Raw genomic sequence first — 16,870 nt, forward strand, 5'->3', positions numbered from 1 at the left:
TCACTACCAGTTGGTAGTAGAGTAAAAAAAACGGGCTGAAAATAAGGGTTTATCATGCCACTCAAGCCGTCTGAAATCCTACAAGCTTTAGACCAAAAACAGACTGAGTTCCAAGATTTTCACCAAACAACCCTCAAAGTATTAGAGAAATATCGTAAGGCATTAAGTAAGGTTGCCCAACAGCCTGATGCTGAAATCACGAAAGCATTAATCGATCACCATAATCCAGGGGGGCGTCCATTAGAGGCTTTAGGGGATAGCCCAAACTGGATTATTCCTTCTAAGCTGAAGTGGTCGAGTCGAGAGCAAAGCCTGGAATGGGTGCGGGAACGATTGATGGGGATTACGACCTTTGCTGTGGATGGCTCTCAAGTCTATCCCAGCAAAGATATATCCATTCCGATTGGCATGGTGCAAGTGGGCTGGTTTGAGAATCCCCATTTACCCTTGGGTAGCTATGACAAGGATGTGCGCTTAGAGGTTTTGTCTCCTGAAGATCTAAAGCCACAAGATCGGAGTACTCCGATGGATCGGCTGGTTAACATGCATCGATTTCGCATGGAAATCCAGCGTATGATCGAATTTATGGAGAGCCATACCAATCGTTCAGATTGCTTGGTGTTTCTGGACGGCTCTCTAGTGGCCACGTTTGCAGAAAAATTTGATGCTGAATGTCGAAGATTCTACGTTCAGCAATTAGTGGAACTGTTGCAAGCCAGCGAAAAGTTTCGAGTGCCTTTAGTGGCTTACATTGATACGTCTCGGGCGCGGGATTTAGTTCAACTACTCCATTGCTTAAAGAGATTACCAGAAGCGCCATCTCTTAATGATGCGGCCTTTTTGGGGGTGAATATGGACTGGGGTGATCGCACGCCGATATTTAAATGCGATCGCAAAGGTGAAAACAGCCATCAAGGTATTCTCCAAGACTATGGAGACCAAGCAGACTCCATCGCCTTTACCTACCTAAAAACCCATGAAGGTCCGCCTGCGCGCATTGAAATGCCCATCTGGATTTATGAGGCCGGATTACATTCCACGGTTTTAGATTTTGTCCGAGGGGAAGTGATCATCGGGGGGGGATATCCCTACGTGATTGAAACAGCCGATCGCGTGGCTGTTCTCCAAGCGGAGGATCGCCAAATCTTCTTTCGCCTCCTACAAGAGTGGGCCGAGAAAGAAGAGATTAACCTACGGTTCTCTCGGAAAATGATCAGTAAAGTTCTGCGCCGAGGGAACTAGCTGCTCTCTTCCATCACTGTCCGCAAAAAGCGACTTTCAACGATAACATTCTGCCCATTTGGGCAATTATAATCACCACCCCATAGTTCTGAATATTGACAGGGACACGGGATTACGGTTGATTAAAGTGGATGTGAAGGGTAGAGTCCATGAAGCGCATTTTGGGATTAGCAATTCTTGCTGGGAGTTTGAGTTTGGTCTATCCCCATGCTGCTGTTGCCGGAGATGCCTTAGGGGTGGTCTACCCTGCCAATGGACATAAAACCACTGCGGCTCAGATCTTTCTGATTGGCACGGCTCCTGCTCCAGGAGAGGTGACGGTGAATGGCAAGGTGATTGACCGCAGCCCTACCGGAAACTTTGCCCCCAGTTTTCCCCTAGAGATTGGCGAAAATACCTTTACACTTCAGTACGGTGACCAAACGCTCACCCTCAACATCACTCGCACATCAACTTCACCCCAACCCACGGCAGGTTTATCCGAAGACTCTCTAGAACCCAAAACTGATATTGCTAAACTCCCCAATGAGCCTGTTTGTTTTACCACGATTGCAAAACCGAACGCTCAGCTCTCGGTTAAAATCGGGCAACAAACCGTTCCCTTGCAACCGCAAGGGCAATCCGTCAACTTACCCCCCAACTCATCCGCTTTAACCCAGCAGAATCAACCCCAAACCACGGATCAACCGGGAGTGTATCAGGGATGTACTGCCTTCTCTCAACCCGGTGTCTTGGGTAAGCCCGTGTTTCAGCTGACAAAAGATGGGCAAACCCTCCAGCGAACAGGAGCGAGTACCATTGAAATTCTCTCGCCCCAAGACTTCTCTGTGATCGAAGTAACGAGTGATCAGGGAGTGGCGCGCACAGGACCGAGTACGAACTACTCTCGGTTAACGCCTTTACCCAAAGGAACGCAAGCTCGCATCACTGGACGGGAAGGGGAGTGGTTGCGATTAGACTATGGCGCTTGGATCAAAGCAAAAGAAACCCGTCCCCTATCCCAGAATATTCTGCCCCATTCTATTATTCGTAGTCTTCGCAGTCGCCAAGCTCCGGGCTGGACTGAAGTGGTTTTTCCGCTGCAAAATCCCGTGCCAATTAGCGTCAACCAGGGGGATCAAACCTTTACCTTGACTCTGCATAACACCACAGCTCAAACCGATGTCATTTTTATGAATGACGACCCGGTCATTCGACGACTAGATTGGCAACAGCCGGGGCCAGGTCAGGTGGAATATAAATTCAACCTCAAGCCCAAACAACAGTGGGGTTATAAGCTGCGCTACGAAGGCACCAGCTTGATACTCTCCCTGCGGCATCCCCCTAAAGGCAAAGGACTCTCCAATGTGAAAGTGCTGCTAGATCCAGGACATGGCAGCGAAAATGATCTAGGTGCTCGGGGACCCACGGGTTTACCCGAAAAAGAAGTCACCATTGTCGTCAGTAAACTGCTCCAGGAAGAATTGAAGAAGCGGGGAACAACCGTTGTGATGACCCGCGAAGGGGACGATGACCTCTATCCCAAGGATCGGGTGGATGTTATCAACCAAACGGAACCGACCATTGCCATTAGCGTTCACTACAATGCATTACCCGATAGTGGTGATGCAGTGAACACGGCAGGAATTGGAGCCTTTTGGTACCATGCCCAAAGCCATGATTTAGCAGTCTTTTTACATCATTACCTAGTCGATGATCTGAAGCGGCCTGACTACGGTATTTTTTGGGATAATTTGGCGTTAACTCGACCAACGGTGGCACCGACTGTGTTGATGGAGTTGGGATTTATGATTAATCCGACGGAGTTCGAGTGGATTACAGATCCGAAGGCTCAGAAGCAGTTGGCGGTTAGTATGGCGGATGCGATCGCAGCCTGGTTCTCAAAACAATAAAGCTAATCCCTGGAGCTACTCTTCAGCTCACCCAATCTGAAGAGTGCAACGAATTCCCTAACTAGCTATCCGTTTCAACTTTAGTGAGGTGGATATGCTTGCGCCCCAAAGTCACCTCGAACATGTCACCCGGTGACAGTTCCATTTGTTTGGTGTAGGCCGCGCCAACTAGCAAATTGCCATTGGTTTGGACAGACACCATATAGCTGGGTTGACGTCCTGACGTGCCAGTTCCATTACTGGTTGGCTGAGCATCAAGGTCTACTCCTTCAGCATCGAGGACAGCATTCATAAAAGCCATCACATTCAGACGCTCTGACCCATCTGGATCAAAGGAGAAGTAGCCACAAGCTTTGGCTTTCGCTTCTCGGCTTAAATCACCGAGTTCTTTGATTTTTGCCAATAGTTTTTCTCCGGTCAATGGCTTAACCGTTTTCTTCTTTAGTTTAGGCATAAGTCTCTAATGCAGTAATAAACACAACAGAAAGGAATCAGGGTATCGCTTATTTTTGGGTAAGCTTTTTTACTATAACAAAAGAAAAAATGAATAGGTTCAACAATAACAATTGATTCATTTTTTTACCCTGATGATAGGATTTGGTCTTAGGTAAGGTATCCAAGGCTACCTAGAAAAAGATATCCAGTAAAGTATATATCAAGTTACCAAGAATTGAAGGTTAGGATGAAGGCAGTAAGGATAGATAGTCAGATCACCCATTTCAATGGGCAACTGATTTTTGTTTGGACCAACCCTGATTGTGTTCATAGTCAAAATCTGAATTCCCCCATAATAATGACTAAATTGGACTCGAGACACCATACATATAGATGAGCTAAAAACAAGTCTGGGTGAGTGTTGACTCAACTCAACTCAACTATAAAGGCGTTAGTTATAGACTAAAAAAAGTGGGATATTTCAATACCCAAAATGTACAAGTTCATAGTCTAGTAGAAGTTTTCTGATAGTCAATGCTTTTGTTCTAAGTCTCTTAAGATTGCCTACAACAACCCCTTGTTCAAGTACTTGAGATTAAAAAAATATAAATGTCTGCTGACCCATCCGTATAAACTCGATAGGTTGATTGACTGATACCCATTTCTATCTATATCCGTCAGTTTATTTCCAGTAATAGTTTGGGAGTCAGCCTCCTAAGATTGGATGCCATCGTTCTGCGATATTCATGCTTAAAAGGGGGCCAACAATTCTAGTCTGTACAGATGGCTTCAAGGATGAGATCGATATAGCCATAACTGCTGCTGAGGGACGGGGATGGAAATATTGGCTTCGTCGAAGGCTAACTTTAACCGACGACGCAATTCTCTAGACACGGCCCATTGTTGGAGCGGCTGTGTTTTGATCCAGACCTTGACGACAGGCCCCCGATGATCAAAATCATCCACACCCATCAGTTGCGGTGGTTCTATAATCTGTTTTTGCCAATCCGGTTCATCTGCCATAGTCTGGGCCGTGGACTGAATCAGATCTAGCATTTGGTCAATATCAGTATGGTAGGGAATGGGAATATTGAGATCGACCCGTGACCATTCGCTGGAGAGGTTGGCCACGATGCGAATTTCACTATTGGGGATGGTGATTAACTGACCTTCAGCATTGCGAATTTGGGTCATGCGCAAGTTTAAAGTTTCAACTACGCCGGTGTACTGATCGACTGTGATTACATCGCCTACCCCAAACTGATCTTCCACAATCACTAGGAACCCATTGAGGGCATCTTTGATAACGCTTTGGGAGGCAAGAGAAAGGGCGACCCCCACCAAACCGACACCCGCTAGTAAGGGACCGACATCCACTTTAAGCAGGATTAAGGCCACAATGATGCCTAAGCTAATCCAAATCGGAACGGCAATTCCTTTGATTACATTGGCAATGGTGGAAATTCTCAGCAGCATCCGCCGCGATGCCATGGGGGAGAGAAAGGGAGTGACGGTTAAGGCTAAGGCAAAGCGGTTGACTAAGGCCCAACTCAATCGGATCAACAGATAGGTAACTAATCCGACCCCGGTTAAGGTGAGGGGTATGGGTAGGCTCTTGAGCAACCAAATATTGATAGGACGGGTGTAGGGAAATCGGTCCAAGCAGATGAGCAGGCAGATTACCCCTATTGCGATCTGCAGAATACTGAGAACTTGCCGGAGTACCCCGAGGAATCCTACCCAAAATTGGACCGGCGGCAGCTGCAGCGATCCATCTGTTTTAGGGGCGGCGACTGCTTTAGCAGGGCGTCTTAACCGACGTTGCCAAAAATGGACGAGGCGATTTAAAAGAACGGCACAGCCAATCACGGCGGCCGTAAGAATCCCCTGCTGTCGCAAGAACTGGGGCTGGCGCTCGGTCCTTGCGCGGCGCAGGGCCACTTCTAAAATAGATTTAATTTGATCATCTAGGGTGGTGACGTCCAGCCCTCGCAGTTCTGCATCCAGGGAGGTGATGGTCATTAAATGCTGCTCATCAACATAAATGACGGGTAAGTTATTGCTGATCCGAATGTCTACCTTGGGGTCGACTGAATCTGAGCGGAGATACTTACGTTTGCTGGTCTCCAGACTGTCCTGGACCGCTTGAATACGCTCAGCTAGATTGCCTTTAGTGGCCGCGATTTTGAAGAGACGGCGACCATCCAACCAAATCCAATCCGAAACCAGAGGGTTTGACAGGTTCGGAATAATTAGCGGCTGCTGGGTTGAGGGGTTGGCAACGGGACTGGGGGCTTGAGCCCAGACCGGGATATGCAAAAGAATCGTTAGCGTAACGCTAACTAAAGCAAGAAATAGTCGACGGCGGATGGCAGGCATTCACGGTTTGGATGGTGTCTCAATGTTCTACACTGGCTGCCAATGCCACCTTCTCTAGGATTGGTACTAGGTGGCAACCGTTGCCCGAGTTGGCTTGAGTGCAGCAGGAGCCCAGTTTAGAACATCATTCAGAATAGCAGCTGGACCTTGATTGAGGGGCCAAGCAAAGGCGTGGCGGAAGGCATTTTCTTGGCAAGCTCTCAGTTGATCGAAGCTAATCACGTCTTGAGTGAGGAGAGTTTCGTACTCAAAGGGTAAGCGAACATTGTGAAGACCAGCGTTGTCGGTGCAAATGGCCACATCGACTCCAGCATCAAAACAACGATCAAACACCACTTGCAATTGCTGAATACTTTGTAAGGTTCCGGTTTTGAGATAGGTGGTGGGGCAAATTTCTAAGCATTGCCGACGTTGGGCAACGGCAGGGAGAAGTTCTGGATGCTGTAAGGGGATTTGGATACCATGACCAATCCGCATCAGGTAGGGCAGGAGTTCTGGATGGGCACCGCCTTCCGTTTCATAGAGATGGCAGGTGGTTTTAAGGTTTAGAGAGCGGGCATAGGCATAGAGATCGACAAATTCATCCATGCGATCGCAATACAAATCATCCCCACCGGCTAAATCAATCCCGCAGACATACTCTGGCATTTGGGCGGCAATTTCGACAATGGCTCGGTTGACCTCGTAGGGCAAGCGCGCATGCATACAGAGAATTTGGCTGGTCACGATGGGATATTCTTTGACCTGGCTCGCCTGACCAACAATTTCAACAATCTCCGCCGTTTGATCAATCCGTTCCGTTTGGCTGAGCTGGTCTGAGGTGCGCAGATAAGGGGTATACCGCATCTCCATATAGGCCAGATTCTCGAACACGTAAGCGCCGCGAATCAGGCGATAGATAAAGTAAGGCAGGGTTTCGCGGGTTTGAACGCTTTCTACTAGGGTATGCAGTTCTAGGTACTCGGCCAAGGATTCCCGAGGGCGGCAATAGAATTCTTCAAACTGAGGGTAGTCCGCAAAAGGTTTTGCCAAATCGGGGCGGTTGCGTTTGAAATATCGCCACAAAATCCGTGGCACTACCGATCCACCTAAATGTCGATGCAACTCAGCGTATAAAGACACAATGACCCCTTGCTATGCCAGCCGGAAACTTCTCTTCAATATAAGAAATATTTTTAGAGTTGTGTGGTTAAGAATTCATCCCAAATTGGACATATCCAGTAACGCAAAATTCATTCTATTTTTCCGTATCTTGCATAACGAATTTCGCCCATCCCTACAAGAAGGTGGAGACCGCTCAATGGTGGCTACCGTTGCTTCAGTCTCAGCTCAATTGTCAGGAGAGAATTCATTATGAACAGAATCATGATCGGTGGAGTAACTATTGTTACGACGGCTTTGGCCCTTTCTGCCTTGACCACCCCCGCCCAAGCCAAAACCAAAGGGTTCAATGTCAAAGCCAATGGGTATTGGGCCAAAGGGCATTGCTATTTCGGCAGCATTAATGCTAAATGCGTGGTCAAAAATCGTAAGGGAAAACGGAATCCCAAACGACGTAAAGCGACGACCGAAATCATCTCTTTCTATGTGTTTAATCAAGGCCATTCTGCGCCTATCAAAACTCGCTGTACCAACAGCAAGCACTGCACCCAGAAATTCGACTCACTGGGTTATCTCAAAAAACCGATTGGTATGTGGTCTTGTATTCGCGCGAAGAATCTCAATAACAACGGATATCGGACGTTTTGGGTGGGCCTGAGTAAGTTCAATCAGCCCCTAGGCAGGAGAACTCAGGCCATGGCCAATGCTTGCCAGTCCTAGATCTGGGCCATCGGAATTGAACAGCTAGCCTCTTGGGGGGACTGAAATTGAAGCCTTTCTAAAGGACGATTCGTTGAATGTTGATTCATGCCAATTAAATGGTTTAATGATCTCTGGAACCTTTGATGTGTGGACTCCGATGGCTCTGTTAACCGTAGATAAAATCGAACAGCTTCGTAATCAACTGGAAGCCTGTACGAATCACCAAACTGCGTCAGCATTGAAAGTTGCGATCGCAAGACTGGAATCCCAACTCCAACCTCCAACCCCCACGGAGCCTGAAACTCAGCTAACGGACGAAATTCTCCAACCCCTGATCGCTCAAGGCAGTATCAAGGTGTATCATCCAAGCCGTTAGTGCTCCGTCCTACCGATTGATTTCAGCTTTATTTAGGTGCATTCTCCAGCACCATCAAAACCGACTTTACAGGGCGAAGCAGTGGTTCTCCCTGTAAGCTTCTACCCGTAATCACCTGGTCTTGATACACCAGGGAAGACGAGCTGCCCCCATCCAGATTTAAGGCAGACGCTGCGCCCTGCTGTTCCATAAAATCCGCTAGCTCTGGTAAAGAGAGTCCGGGCTTTGTAGCAGACTGTTGTTCCACCAGCACCCATATCACCTCCCCCTTGTCTGTAATCCCGACCGCACTTCTAGCATTGGGCTGACGACTGCCAATGGCATCTCGAATTACCTGGCCATCAACTGAGTCGGTGAACCCTTCTGCTTGTGAGGTCAGTTGGGGAAGAAGCTGAGGTCCCGCACCCAAGGCGTAGTTAAGGGTGCAGTCTGGCGGAATAGGCTGGTTGTATGAGGTAATGGCATAGGTAGTCTTAGCGCCACATTGATATTGCCGAAACTCCGAGCGATTGAGGATCTTCGGTAGATAGACTTTCAGATCTGGATTATCCACCAATCTTGAATTCTGAGTCGGGTCAGCCAGGATTTGGCCCCCTCGCCGAATATAGGAGGTGGTTAGCTGATTGGCAGGGTCAAAATATCCCCCATTGATTACGGCAACTGGCTTGGGAGTGCCCTGGGCAAAGTCAGCCACGGTTTGGAGTCCGTCCACGACATCAAGACGAACGGTATAGCGGGGATGGTTTGGGATCCGCAGAACATGTACGGTTGCCTGCGATAGTTCCTGCTTTTGATATTGCATAGTGGGGGGTGGTTGCTGCGGCTGTGGCGACAGTTGAGACGGAGCAGTACAAAATCCCAAGCCCATGACCAAAGACATACTGATAGACCATCTAATCAATCTCATATCTATTTCCTACTCAAAGACCTGATCCCCTTGCTGGAGGCGGTGGGCAATCCGATAAGTTTGGCCTTGGGCTCTGGCCGTGGGGGCATGGGCCGCTAAGTAACGGGAGGCGGCTACTAACCAATAGGGACGGGTAGGGCTGTCTGACCATTGTTCATACTGGCGAACCGCGGCCTCTATTTCCTGGATGGTGTGAAAATTGCGATCTTCTCGGAGCAGGAGTTTCCCCAGCTCAGCCAGTAGATGGGGTGCTTCTCCTCCGTTAAATTGAAACTGAGCCACCACCTCACCCACTGCCTTGACCTGCTGTTGGCGATCGAGCAAGTCCGGAAGTCCAGCCAAAGAGGGGGCCTGGGATTCAGGCCGAGGCAAAGGCACCGGAGGAATATTCAAAAACCGATTGAGATAAATCCGCATCGCAGCATCAAACACGCCTCGCAAGAGGGTAACAGAAGGGACTCGCCGCAATCCCTGACACACGGCATTGGCAAAGGTAAAGGTGTGATGGGCAATATCCCAATCCCGAAAATCATTATTGATGCTGAATTGTGCTACCCGCCTAGCAGCGGCATAGGTGACCACCTGGGCCAATTCCACGTCGCTACATCCGTTCTGAATCGCTCGGAGCAACTCGTCAATAATCAGGGCTGGATCATCGCCCAAGAGGATCGGGATTAAAGCCCCTTGATCCACTGGCGTCTTCTGGGATGCTTGATAGATGTGTGGCAACGTCGCAAAAGCTTGCTCCAACAGAGCCACCAAATCAACGGGACTCCGCCAAGCACTAGATTCTTCCATCCGTTCAGCATCGGTATATCCCCTCACCAAGCTGGGCAAAATAGTCTCAGCCTGAGGCCAACCCACCACATCCAAGGCCTCAAGGGCTTTATTGGTAAAGTCCAGGGTATGACCGCCATCCAGAAACCGGTGATCGGTGGCAGCAGCAAACAGCATCTCGGCAACCTGCGCTGGAGGCGCATCACTACGGATAGCGGAAACGAGACAGCGTTCGGCTCCCTGCTGATCTCGAACCTCGACAAATTCTCGAAACCAGCCCTTAAGGGTGTCTAAATCAGCGGTGGATCGCGGGAGAGGCTGAATATCAAAGCGGGGCGGCGAACCCGCGCAATCACGGGCGACGGCGCTTAAGCCGTGATAGAGGGCTAAAGGTCGATCGTCTTGATCGAGGTGGGGTAAGAGATTGGCCATACAGGTCAAGATGGTTAAACCTGCGCCCCATCCGGCCCGGCGATAGCGGCTGCCAAAGGCTAACCCAATTTCAATCAGTTCCGACGGATCGACTCCCAAGGCCAGTAATGCCAATACCGATTTAGCAATCACTAAGGAGATGCTCTGCTCCAAGCCATCCGTAAGGCGCTGTCGATAATAGGCTTTTCGATCTTGAGGTGTGGACAGATCCACCCAAATCTGGCCCTCCCGAATCTCCACGGGAAACGACTGGACATCATCTGCCCACAGATCAAAGGTGCCTCCACTGGCTAAGTCAAAGCGGGCATGGTGCCAGTGACAAATCAGAATGCCATCCTGGGCAGTGCCTTTATGGAGGGGGAAGCCCATATGGGGACAGCGGTTATCGATGGCAAAAATTTGATCCGTTTGCCGAAAGAGGGCAATAGCTTTACCGTCCACATAGACGACATGGCAGCCCGATTCCGAGAGATCGGCCAGATCAGCCACGTAACTGAATGTGCGATCGCAAGTCTCCATGCCTACCTCACCTCTGGGGAACCTTATTGCTGGGGGTATCTTCAGGATAATGCTCTAACGTTAATGGGATTTAGGATAACTCACTTAGTGCTAGGGTGTGGAACGGTCCTCGAATTGAAAATCTCTCTGCTCCGACTTGTCTCCTACTAAAGCCCATGCAAACCACGATTGACACTCAGATTACAGCGGTAACCGTCTATAGCCGTCAGGCCCAAATCACCCGCCAAGGCACAGTTGAGCTGACAGGCAGTGAGCAAGAGCTAATCATTCCTGATTTACCCATGACCTTACAAACCGATTCGGTGCGGGTCTCTGGTTCTAGTACCCAGGCGGTGCAGTTGCTGGGGGTAAGGACAGAGTCCGTGGCAACCCTTGAATCAACTGAGCCAGAAGTGGCCCGAATCGAAGCTCAAATTAAAAAGCTGCAGCGCCAGCAACGACGCTACCAGGATCAACTAGCGGCAGTGAAGCTCAAGTTACAGGCCGTAGAAGCGCTCAGTGCCCAAGCAATTCCAACCCTATCGAAGCAAATTGTCAAACAGCAAACCCTGAATGAGACTCACGCCCTATTCGAGTTTTGGGGTGAGCAATATGAAACCTATAGCGATGCAGTGACCCGTATTGAAGGCCAACAGGAAAATCTTCAGCAGCAGATTCAATTACTGGAAGACCAACTCCTAAAACTACAAACCCGTCGTCCCCATGAGCGCTATCATCTCGTTGTCAAAATTGCTGCCGCAGCAGGTAGCCTGGATTTAGAGATCATCTACCGCGTCAATCAGGCTCAGTGGCGTCCCCTGTATGATTTGCAGTTCAATACCGAAACGGGTGTTCTGGGCCTGTCCTATCTAGCAGAAGTGGAGCAGACAACAGGAGAGAGCTGGGAGGCTGTCGACTTAACCTTATCCACTGCCAAACCTGGACTCGGTTCTTTACCCCCCAAGCTAGAACCTTGGTATATCAACTTACCCCAGCAGGTAGAAATGCTAAAACGGCGAAAGTCTACTGCACCGATGGCTGCAGCGTTAGAAGTTGGAGCCGACCTAAAAGCAGCTTCACCTGCTCCTCCCAGCCCAGCCTCAAAGAAAAAGGCCCAGGTGACAACGGCAGACATCTCCAAATCTGGGACGGTGGTCTCCTTTAGTATTGGGGGCAATAGTGATATCCCGAGTGATGGCAATCCCCATACCGTCACTTTGTCCAATCAGGACTATCCGGTGGACTGCCAGCATATTGCCATGCCGAGCCGGGTTAGTTTTGCCTATCTCCAGGCCACCGTGAAAAACCCAACGGACGGCGTTACCCTCCTGCCGGGGAAAGCGAATATTTTTCGCGATCGCATGTTCGTGGGCACTGCCCAACTAGACCATACAGCCCCAGGGCAGGAATTCAAGACCGATCTCGGTATTGACGAGGGATTGGGAATTGAGAGAGAACTCACGGAACGCCAGGTCGATAAAAAACTGATCGGAGGCCAGCGCCGGATTACCTTTGCCTACCGTTTAATCGTGACCAACTTTCTGGAACAAGCGGCCCAGCTCCAGCTCACGGAACAACTGCCCGTGAGTCGAGACGAACGCCTCAAAGTCCGACTAACCCAGAGCCAACCCCGAATTGAATGTGGCGAACTGGGTCAGTTAGATTGGACGCTAGCACTCGCTCCTCAGCAACGCCAGGTAATTGAGTATCACTTTACCGTTGAATATCCGCCGACAGAAACAGTTCAGGGCTTGGATATTTAGTAATTTTGTTGCAGCTTAACCTTACTGAATAGCCAGTTGGTTTAACTGAACAAACTCCGATTCCATCAGCGCTTTCCATGCCAGTTTCACGCCAGGACTGTTGGGATTAGCCTGTTTTTGAAGCGCTAATTCATTAACAGCGTCGTACCAATAGCCAGCCTCAGCATAGACATCTGCCTTATTATCCGGTTGAGCCGCTAGCTGATTGGATAGCTGGGGGTTAGGTGGGTTATAAGTAATCCATCCAGTGGCAGAGAGTCCCCGTCGGTCGTTGCCGGAACAGAGCAGCCGCACCATCCAACGGTAGCTCTTGCCTGCCTCTAAAGATTGAGTGGTTCCTTGCTTGGGCAAAGAGACACTCGCCAATCCGCCCTCACCAGAAATTTGGGCTGTCGAAGCATAGACCAAATCGGTAGGATTATCTTGTGCATCTACCTTGAACAGGGAGAAATTAACATATTGGTAGGTATTGCTGGGAATAAACCAATAGAAGGTTGGGGTTGCAGATGCCGTCAAACCTACATTGTTTTTGGGAACCAACGTCGTTAAAGTTGGGTTGCCGCTGGCTTTACAACCCCCGCCTCGGGTGGCCAGTCCCCGTCGATTTCCAGGCTTGCCAACGGTGCCCCCTGGATTAAACCCGGCGTAGCTCGGTAACGCTTGTAAGCAAATTCCAGCAATGGATGCGATCGCAACACTTTTGGCTAACAAGGGCATACTTCGGGACAATATCTTAGACATACCGTCGATTGAGACCTCTATAGGACAAGACAAAATTTGAGTGGAAACTCTGGGGAAGGAATTGTAGCCTATCTCAGTCACAATGCTCAAGACAAAGCTATATCTCCAGATTATGGGCACATTAGGGCTTGTGATTGACCTCTTGACTCCAGGAGTATTAAACGCATCCAAGTCATTCAGCCAACTCGCTGCCTTATTTACTGTTCCCTAAAATTTAAACCGCTCTATCATTTTATCTGACTGGGTTTTGAGGCTCTGTGTTCCAGCTCACTGGCCTAATTAGGCCAGTGAGGACAGCATGCCTGTTCACTAGATCTGTGGACATTTGAGCCCAGGTCAATGGAAAGCCGTTGTTGAAACAATCGGCCAAACTCTTACGGTGGCATCACTCCCTGAACTCACTAAGGTTTGGCTATCAGGACTAAATTGGATGGATTGCACTGACTTGGTATGTCCAACCAAATTCTTGAGGGGCTGACCGGATACGGGATGCCAAACTTTAATGGTGCGATCGTAGCTCCCACTGGCTAATTTACGACCATCTGGACTGAAGGCAACGGATAAGACAGGTGCATCATGCCCCTGTAGGGTATGCAGGAGTTTTCCTTGGGAAAGGTGCCATACTTTCATGCTCTGGTCTTCACTGCCGCTTGCCAGTAAAGCACCATCGGGACTAAAGGAGACCGAATGCACCGCTCCCTGATGCCCCTCTAGAGCAACACTCGGGGAAAGACTATCCCGTTGCCAGAACCTGACGACACCATCCCGACTTCCTCCAGCTAAAACCTGACCATCGGGGCTAAAGGCGAGAGATAAGACGACCGTAGAGGCTTTCTGAACTTGTGACTGACTACCCGATTTCAGATCCCAGAGCCTGATGGTTTTATCGGCAGCACTGGCAGCCAAGGATTTGCCGTCTGGACTGAGAGCAATCGCGGTAACATCATCTGCGGCATCTTCGAGAGTATGTAGGTGTTTACCCGTTTGTAAGTCCCATAAACTAATACGGTTATCCCAGCTACCGCTGACGAGTGTTTGACCATCAACACTGATCGTTAAGGATGAGATGGCATCTTCATGGGCTTGCAGGGTTTGACGCAAGTTGCCAGTACGCAAATTCCATAGCTCAACTTTGCCGTCATAGCGTCCACTGGCCAAGGTTTCACCATCTGGACTGAGTGCGATCGCATAGATCCATACACTCTGATTTTTCAATGTTTGAAGCGTCTTGTGAATGGTTGACATGGATTCAGACGGCACAGCTGGATAAGCAACCGTTCGACCCAGTTGTTCATGGGCTTTGAGCCCATATAAAGTGGCTGCAATAGAGAGCAAAAGAAACATAACCCAGTTACGTTTTTGAGTAGATTTAGCCATCTTTCCTTTCCTAGTGAGTACTTGAGGGTGATTGAGCGATGGTGAAGAACCATCAGCTAGTCTTTTTTGGAGGCTGTTGCCTCTGGAGCTTTCGATTGAGACGATTGCGCTTTCGATTTATCAAGGACATAGTTTTCGCGAATAACTCGAATCACAAATAAAGTCGTAATTATTCCAGTTATAAATAAAGAAGGAGGAGTAACCCAAGTCCAATGCCCCCACATTTTGTCGATCACATGCCATAGCAACAAGAACATTGCCAAATAAGTTAGCTTGTGAAGTTTTTTCCAGCTTTTTTTAAGCTTTTTTACACTCCAATCATTAGAGGTAATCGCTAATAGAGCAAATATGAGAAAAGTAAAAATACCTTGACAGTAAATCCAGTAAGTTTGGAGATCTAGAAAGTCAAGTTCTCTCTTAGATACCATCCAGTAGCCATGGATAACAGACAATAAAAAGGCAATAATTCCGAGCAGTCGACGCTGAATTAGTAATTTTTTAGGAATACCTGTTGTTTTCGTAGATGGGAATACAACCCTTAAGATGGTGGGTAATAGAGTGACGACATACAGCAGAGCAGCACTAAACCCAGCCCAGTTAGCAAGAGGAGGATAATCAAGCCTAAACATAGAACTCATTGCGTGAAGAGGTCAGTAAAATTGATGCTTTTCACCTTCTAGTTACATGATTGAAGGTTATAAAAGGGGATAAATCGATTTAAAACCAAAAAAAAGGAAAGTAATCAACAAAGATAAAATCAATATCATTTGCCTGATTGATTGTTTGGATTTCGATGAAAATAATTTTAAGACAATTAAATAAGGCTATTAAGAATGAATTTAAATCAGTTCCTAAAATGTATCGGCCATACTATAAGATTGAATTGATTAGTCTTCTTATCTATCTGAATTGAATAAGTAAAATACGCAAATTCTTTAAAACTTCTTGTGATGATTTTTTTGGTAGATCATTTATCTGTATTTCTCTACCAAAGATTACCGTCTTAATAAAAATTTTATGTTTTTCTGTAATTTAGTCAGTTGATGTTTGAGAATTTGAGGCTTCCATAAAAAACTTGGTTAATAGGTTATTATCGTCAAACAATAACCTCAAAGAGAGATGTATCAGTCCTGATCTAGGATAATGCGTGAAAAGTGACCAGCGTCTCAGAGTTCAGGCCACCCGCCTGACCATGAGTCGAATCATACAGATATAAATCATCACTTCTGTCGAATCGGTTTATCGCTCGTAATCTTTTATAGGTGTGCTACTACCAGAGAGTCATACCGACTCGTGAGTAGGAGGATGGCGATTATCTTAGTCCCAAGCGGTTCGATGCTTATAGAAATGAGTGAGGCCACTGTCTATGCTGTGATGACTCGCGTAATGCTAAGGCGATTGACTGCCTAGAGATTCATTGTATAAATGACCTCCTAGCCCCAGCGCCCCACTAGCTGATAAATCAACTCTCTTAAAGCCAGGAGATCAGCCATTAGGAAACCAAAGTCTCTAATTTTGCCAGAACCTCGTCAATAACATTATCGGGGGATCGTTCAACAAAAATAGCACCCCGAGAGATGCAATCGATTGATTTAATTTGATCCACAAGCACAACCCCCCGAATTTTCATTTGAGGGGTTAATTCAACTTCAAAAGGCCAACCCTTCTGGCGACTCATGATTGGGCAAACCAAGATTATGTCACTGTTTGAACTGCACTTCACCTTGTTATAGACGAAAGCTGACCATCGTTGGTTAAATTCCATAAAAAAAGAACTGAGCCCTGCTAGTGCAAGGCTCAGAACAGTCAACAACCAATGAAACTTAGATATTGACGACTTCGCCAGAGGCTTGAAGTCGAGCACGGGCGCGTTTGAAGTCACGCTGGGCTTCATAACGCTCTTGCTTATCTTCGCTTTGTTCTGATTGATCCAATCGAGCTTGGGCGGCAGATAGAGTGGAACGGGCTTCTTCCCGATCAATGGTGTCACCGCGCTCAGCGCCGTTCACCAAGATAACCACTTCATCGTTTTCAACTTCAACAAAGCCACCCATCAGGGCGATGGAAACCCAGTCTTTACCCGGTCGAACCCGCATTACGCCGACATCAAGCGCCGAGAGTAAAGGTGCGTGACCGGATAAAATACCGAGCTGGCCAGTGGTGCTGGGCAGAATGACTTCTTCAGCCGCAGAGTCCCAAACCGTTTTGTCGGCAGCAATGACTCGTACTGTTAGTGACATAATGCCTC

The 16,870-nt window shown here is 48.2% G+C and carries 15 protein-coding genes and 1 pseudogene; 5 read left to right on the forward strand and 11 right to left on the reverse strand.

Annotated features, from left to right (window positions below; all coding sequences use genetic code 11):
• Positions 1-54 precede the first annotated feature (54 nt).
• Positions 55-1,242 (forward strand): DNA double-strand break repair nuclease NurA, encoded by a 1,188-nt coding sequence (locus AM1_RS24035; RefSeq protein ID WP_012165520.1) that lies wholly within the window; start codon positions 55-57, stop codon positions 1,240-1,242.
• Between the two features lie 149 nt (positions 1,243-1,391).
• On the forward strand, positions 1,392-3,134 hold the full coding sequence (locus AM1_RS24040; RefSeq protein ID WP_012165521.1) for an N-acetylmuramoyl-L-alanine amidase: 1,743 nt from the start codon (positions 1,392-1,394) through the stop codon (positions 3,132-3,134).
• Positions 3,135-3,195: 61 nt separating this feature from the next.
• Here AM1_RS24040 and AM1_RS24045 read toward each other — a convergent pair whose 3' ends face one another.
• From AM1_RS24045 to AM1_RS24055, 3 genes are all read right to left on the reverse strand, one after another.
• A complete protein-coding gene (locus AM1_RS24045; protein ID WP_010479290.1) occupies positions 3,196-3,588 on the reverse strand; it encodes an AbrB family transcriptional regulator in 393 nt (130 codons plus the stop codon).
• 770 nt (positions 3,589-4,358) lie between these two features.
• Entirely contained in the window at positions 4,359-5,948 is a 1,590-nt protein-coding gene (locus AM1_RS24050; protein ID WP_012165522.1) for a mechanosensitive ion channel family protein, read from the reverse strand.
• A 66-nt stretch (positions 5,949-6,014) separates the two neighbouring features.
• On the reverse strand, positions 6,015-7,070 hold the full coding sequence (locus tag AM1_RS24055) for an adenosine deaminase (protein WP_012165523.1): 1,056 nt from the start codon (positions 7,068-7,070) through the stop codon (positions 6,015-6,017).
• A gap of 231 nt (positions 7,071-7,301) precedes the next feature.
• On the opposite strand from AM1_RS24055, the gene AM1_RS24060 reads away from it, so the two are divergent.
• Positions 7,302-7,769 (forward strand): hypothetical protein, encoded by a 468-nt coding sequence (locus AM1_RS24060; RefSeq protein ID WP_012165524.1) that lies wholly within the window; start codon positions 7,302-7,304, stop codon positions 7,767-7,769.
• A 73-nt stretch (positions 7,770-7,842) separates the two neighbouring features.
• Complete coding sequence (locus AM1_RS24065; RefSeq protein WP_148215813.1) at positions 7,843-8,127, forward strand: hypothetical protein; 285 nt, start codon at positions 7,843-7,845, stop codon at positions 8,125-8,127.
• 28 nt (positions 8,128-8,155) lie between these two features.
• On the opposite strand, the gene AM1_RS24070 is transcribed toward AM1_RS24065, so the two are convergent.
• Positions 8,156-9,034, reverse strand: a complete 879-nt coding sequence (locus AM1_RS24070; RefSeq protein WP_049783778.1) for a phosphodiester glycosidase family protein — start codon at positions 9,032-9,034, stop codon at positions 8,156-8,158.
• Positions 9,035-9,043: 9 nt separating this feature from the next.
• Complete coding sequence (locus tag AM1_RS24075) at positions 9,044-10,762, reverse strand: Rieske (2Fe-2S) protein (protein WP_012165527.1); 1,719 nt, start codon at positions 10,760-10,762, stop codon at positions 9,044-9,046.
• Positions 10,763-10,917: 155 nt separating this feature from the next.
• Between AM1_RS24075 and AM1_RS24080 the strand changes: the two genes are divergently transcribed.
• Positions 10,918-12,504, forward strand: coding sequence for a mucoidy inhibitor MuiA family protein (locus AM1_RS24080; RefSeq protein ID WP_012165528.1), 1,587 nt, complete (start codon positions 10,918-10,920; stop codon positions 12,502-12,504).
• Between the two features lie 21 nt (positions 12,505-12,525).
• Here the strand turns inward: AM1_RS24080 and AM1_RS24085 are convergent, their stop codons facing one another.
• From AM1_RS24085 to atpC, 6 genes and pseudogenes are all read right to left on the reverse strand, one after another.
• Positions 12,526-13,245, reverse strand: coding sequence for a DUF928 domain-containing protein (locus tag AM1_RS24085; protein WP_238549056.1), 720 nt, complete (start codon positions 13,243-13,245; stop codon positions 12,526-12,528).
• 336 nt (positions 13,246-13,581) lie between these two features.
• Positions 13,582-14,622, reverse strand: a complete 1,041-nt coding sequence (locus AM1_RS24090) for a WD40 repeat domain-containing protein (RefSeq protein WP_012165531.1) — start codon at positions 14,620-14,622, stop codon at positions 13,582-13,584.
• A 56-nt stretch (positions 14,623-14,678) separates the two neighbouring features.
• The gene (locus AM1_RS24095) at positions 14,679-15,251 is read right to left on the reverse strand and encodes a ferric reductase-like transmembrane domain-containing protein (RefSeq protein WP_012165532.1); all 573 of its coding nucleotides are present in this window, start codon (positions 15,249-15,251) and stop codon (positions 14,679-14,681) included.
• A gap of 544 nt (positions 15,252-15,795) precedes the next feature.
• Positions 15,796-15,879 (reverse strand): annotated as a pseudogene (locus AM1_RS41195) (IS5/IS1182 family transposase); the annotation flags it as partial.
• 235 nt (positions 15,880-16,114) lie between these two features.
• On the reverse strand, positions 16,115-16,516 hold the full coding sequence (locus tag AM1_RS24100; protein ID WP_315875421.1) for a type II toxin-antitoxin system PemK/MazF family toxin: 402 nt from the start codon (positions 16,514-16,516) through the stop codon (positions 16,115-16,117).
• Positions 16,446-16,862, reverse strand: coding sequence for an ATP synthase F1 subunit epsilon (gene atpC, locus AM1_RS24105; RefSeq protein WP_012165534.1), 417 nt, complete (start codon positions 16,860-16,862; stop codon positions 16,446-16,448). Before atpC ends, AM1_RS24100 begins: the two co-directional genes overlap by 71 nt.
• Positions 16,863-16,870 lie beyond the last annotated feature (8 nt).

Source organism: Acaryochloris marina MBIC11017 (genome assembly GCF_000018105.1).
GTDB classification, from domain to species: Bacteria; Cyanobacteriota; Cyanobacteriia; order Thermosynechococcales; family Thermosynechococcaceae; genus Acaryochloris; species Acaryochloris marina.

Excerpts from the sequence above, each read along its gene's own strand:
- AM1_RS24040 (WP_012165521.1), top strand. The coding sequence starts at position 1,392 with ATGAAGCGCATTTTGGGATTAGCAATTCTTGCTGGGAGTTTGAGTTTG.
- AM1_RS24075 (WP_012165527.1), bottom strand. The coding sequence starts at position 10,762 with ATGGAGACTTGCGATCGCACATTCAGTTACGTGGCTGATCTGGCCGAT.
- AM1_RS24095 (WP_012165532.1), bottom strand. The coding sequence starts at position 15,251 with ATGTTTAGGCTTGATTATCCTCCTCTTGCTAACTGGGCTGGGTTTAGT.
- AM1_RS24090 (WP_012165531.1), bottom strand. The coding sequence starts at position 14,622 with ATGGCTAAATCTACTCAAAAACGTAACTGGGTTATGTTTCTTTTGCTC.
- AM1_RS24080 (WP_012165528.1), top strand. The coding sequence starts at position 10,918 with ATGCAAACCACGATTGACACTCAGATTACAGCGGTAACCGTCTATAGC.
- AM1_RS24060 (WP_012165524.1), top strand. The coding sequence starts at position 7,302 with ATGAACAGAATCATGATCGGTGGAGTAACTATTGTTACGACGGCTTTG.
- AM1_RS24085 (WP_238549056.1), bottom strand. The coding sequence starts at position 13,245 with ATGTCTAAGATATTGTCCCGAAGTATGCCCTTGTTAGCCAAAAGTGTT.
- AM1_RS24050 (WP_012165522.1), bottom strand. The coding sequence starts at position 5,948 with ATGCCTGCCATCCGCCGTCGACTATTTCTTGCTTTAGTTAGCGTTACG.
- AM1_RS24070 (WP_049783778.1), bottom strand. The coding sequence starts at position 9,034 with ATGAGATTGATTAGATGGTCTATCAGTATGTCTTTGGTCATGGGCTTG.
- AM1_RS24045 (WP_010479290.1), bottom strand. The coding sequence starts at position 3,588 with ATGCCTAAACTAAAGAAGAAAACGGTTAAGCCATTGACCGGAGAAAAA.
- AM1_RS24035 (WP_012165520.1), top strand. The coding sequence starts at position 55 with ATGCCACTCAAGCCGTCTGAAATCCTACAAGCTTTAGACCAAAAACAG.
- AM1_RS24100 (WP_315875421.1), bottom strand. The coding sequence starts at position 16,516 with ATGAAGCCCAGCGTGACTTCAAACGCGCCCGTGCTCGACTTCAAGCCT.
- atpC (WP_012165534.1), bottom strand. The coding sequence starts at position 16,862 with ATGTCACTAACAGTACGAGTCATTGCTGCCGACAAAACGGTTTGGGAC.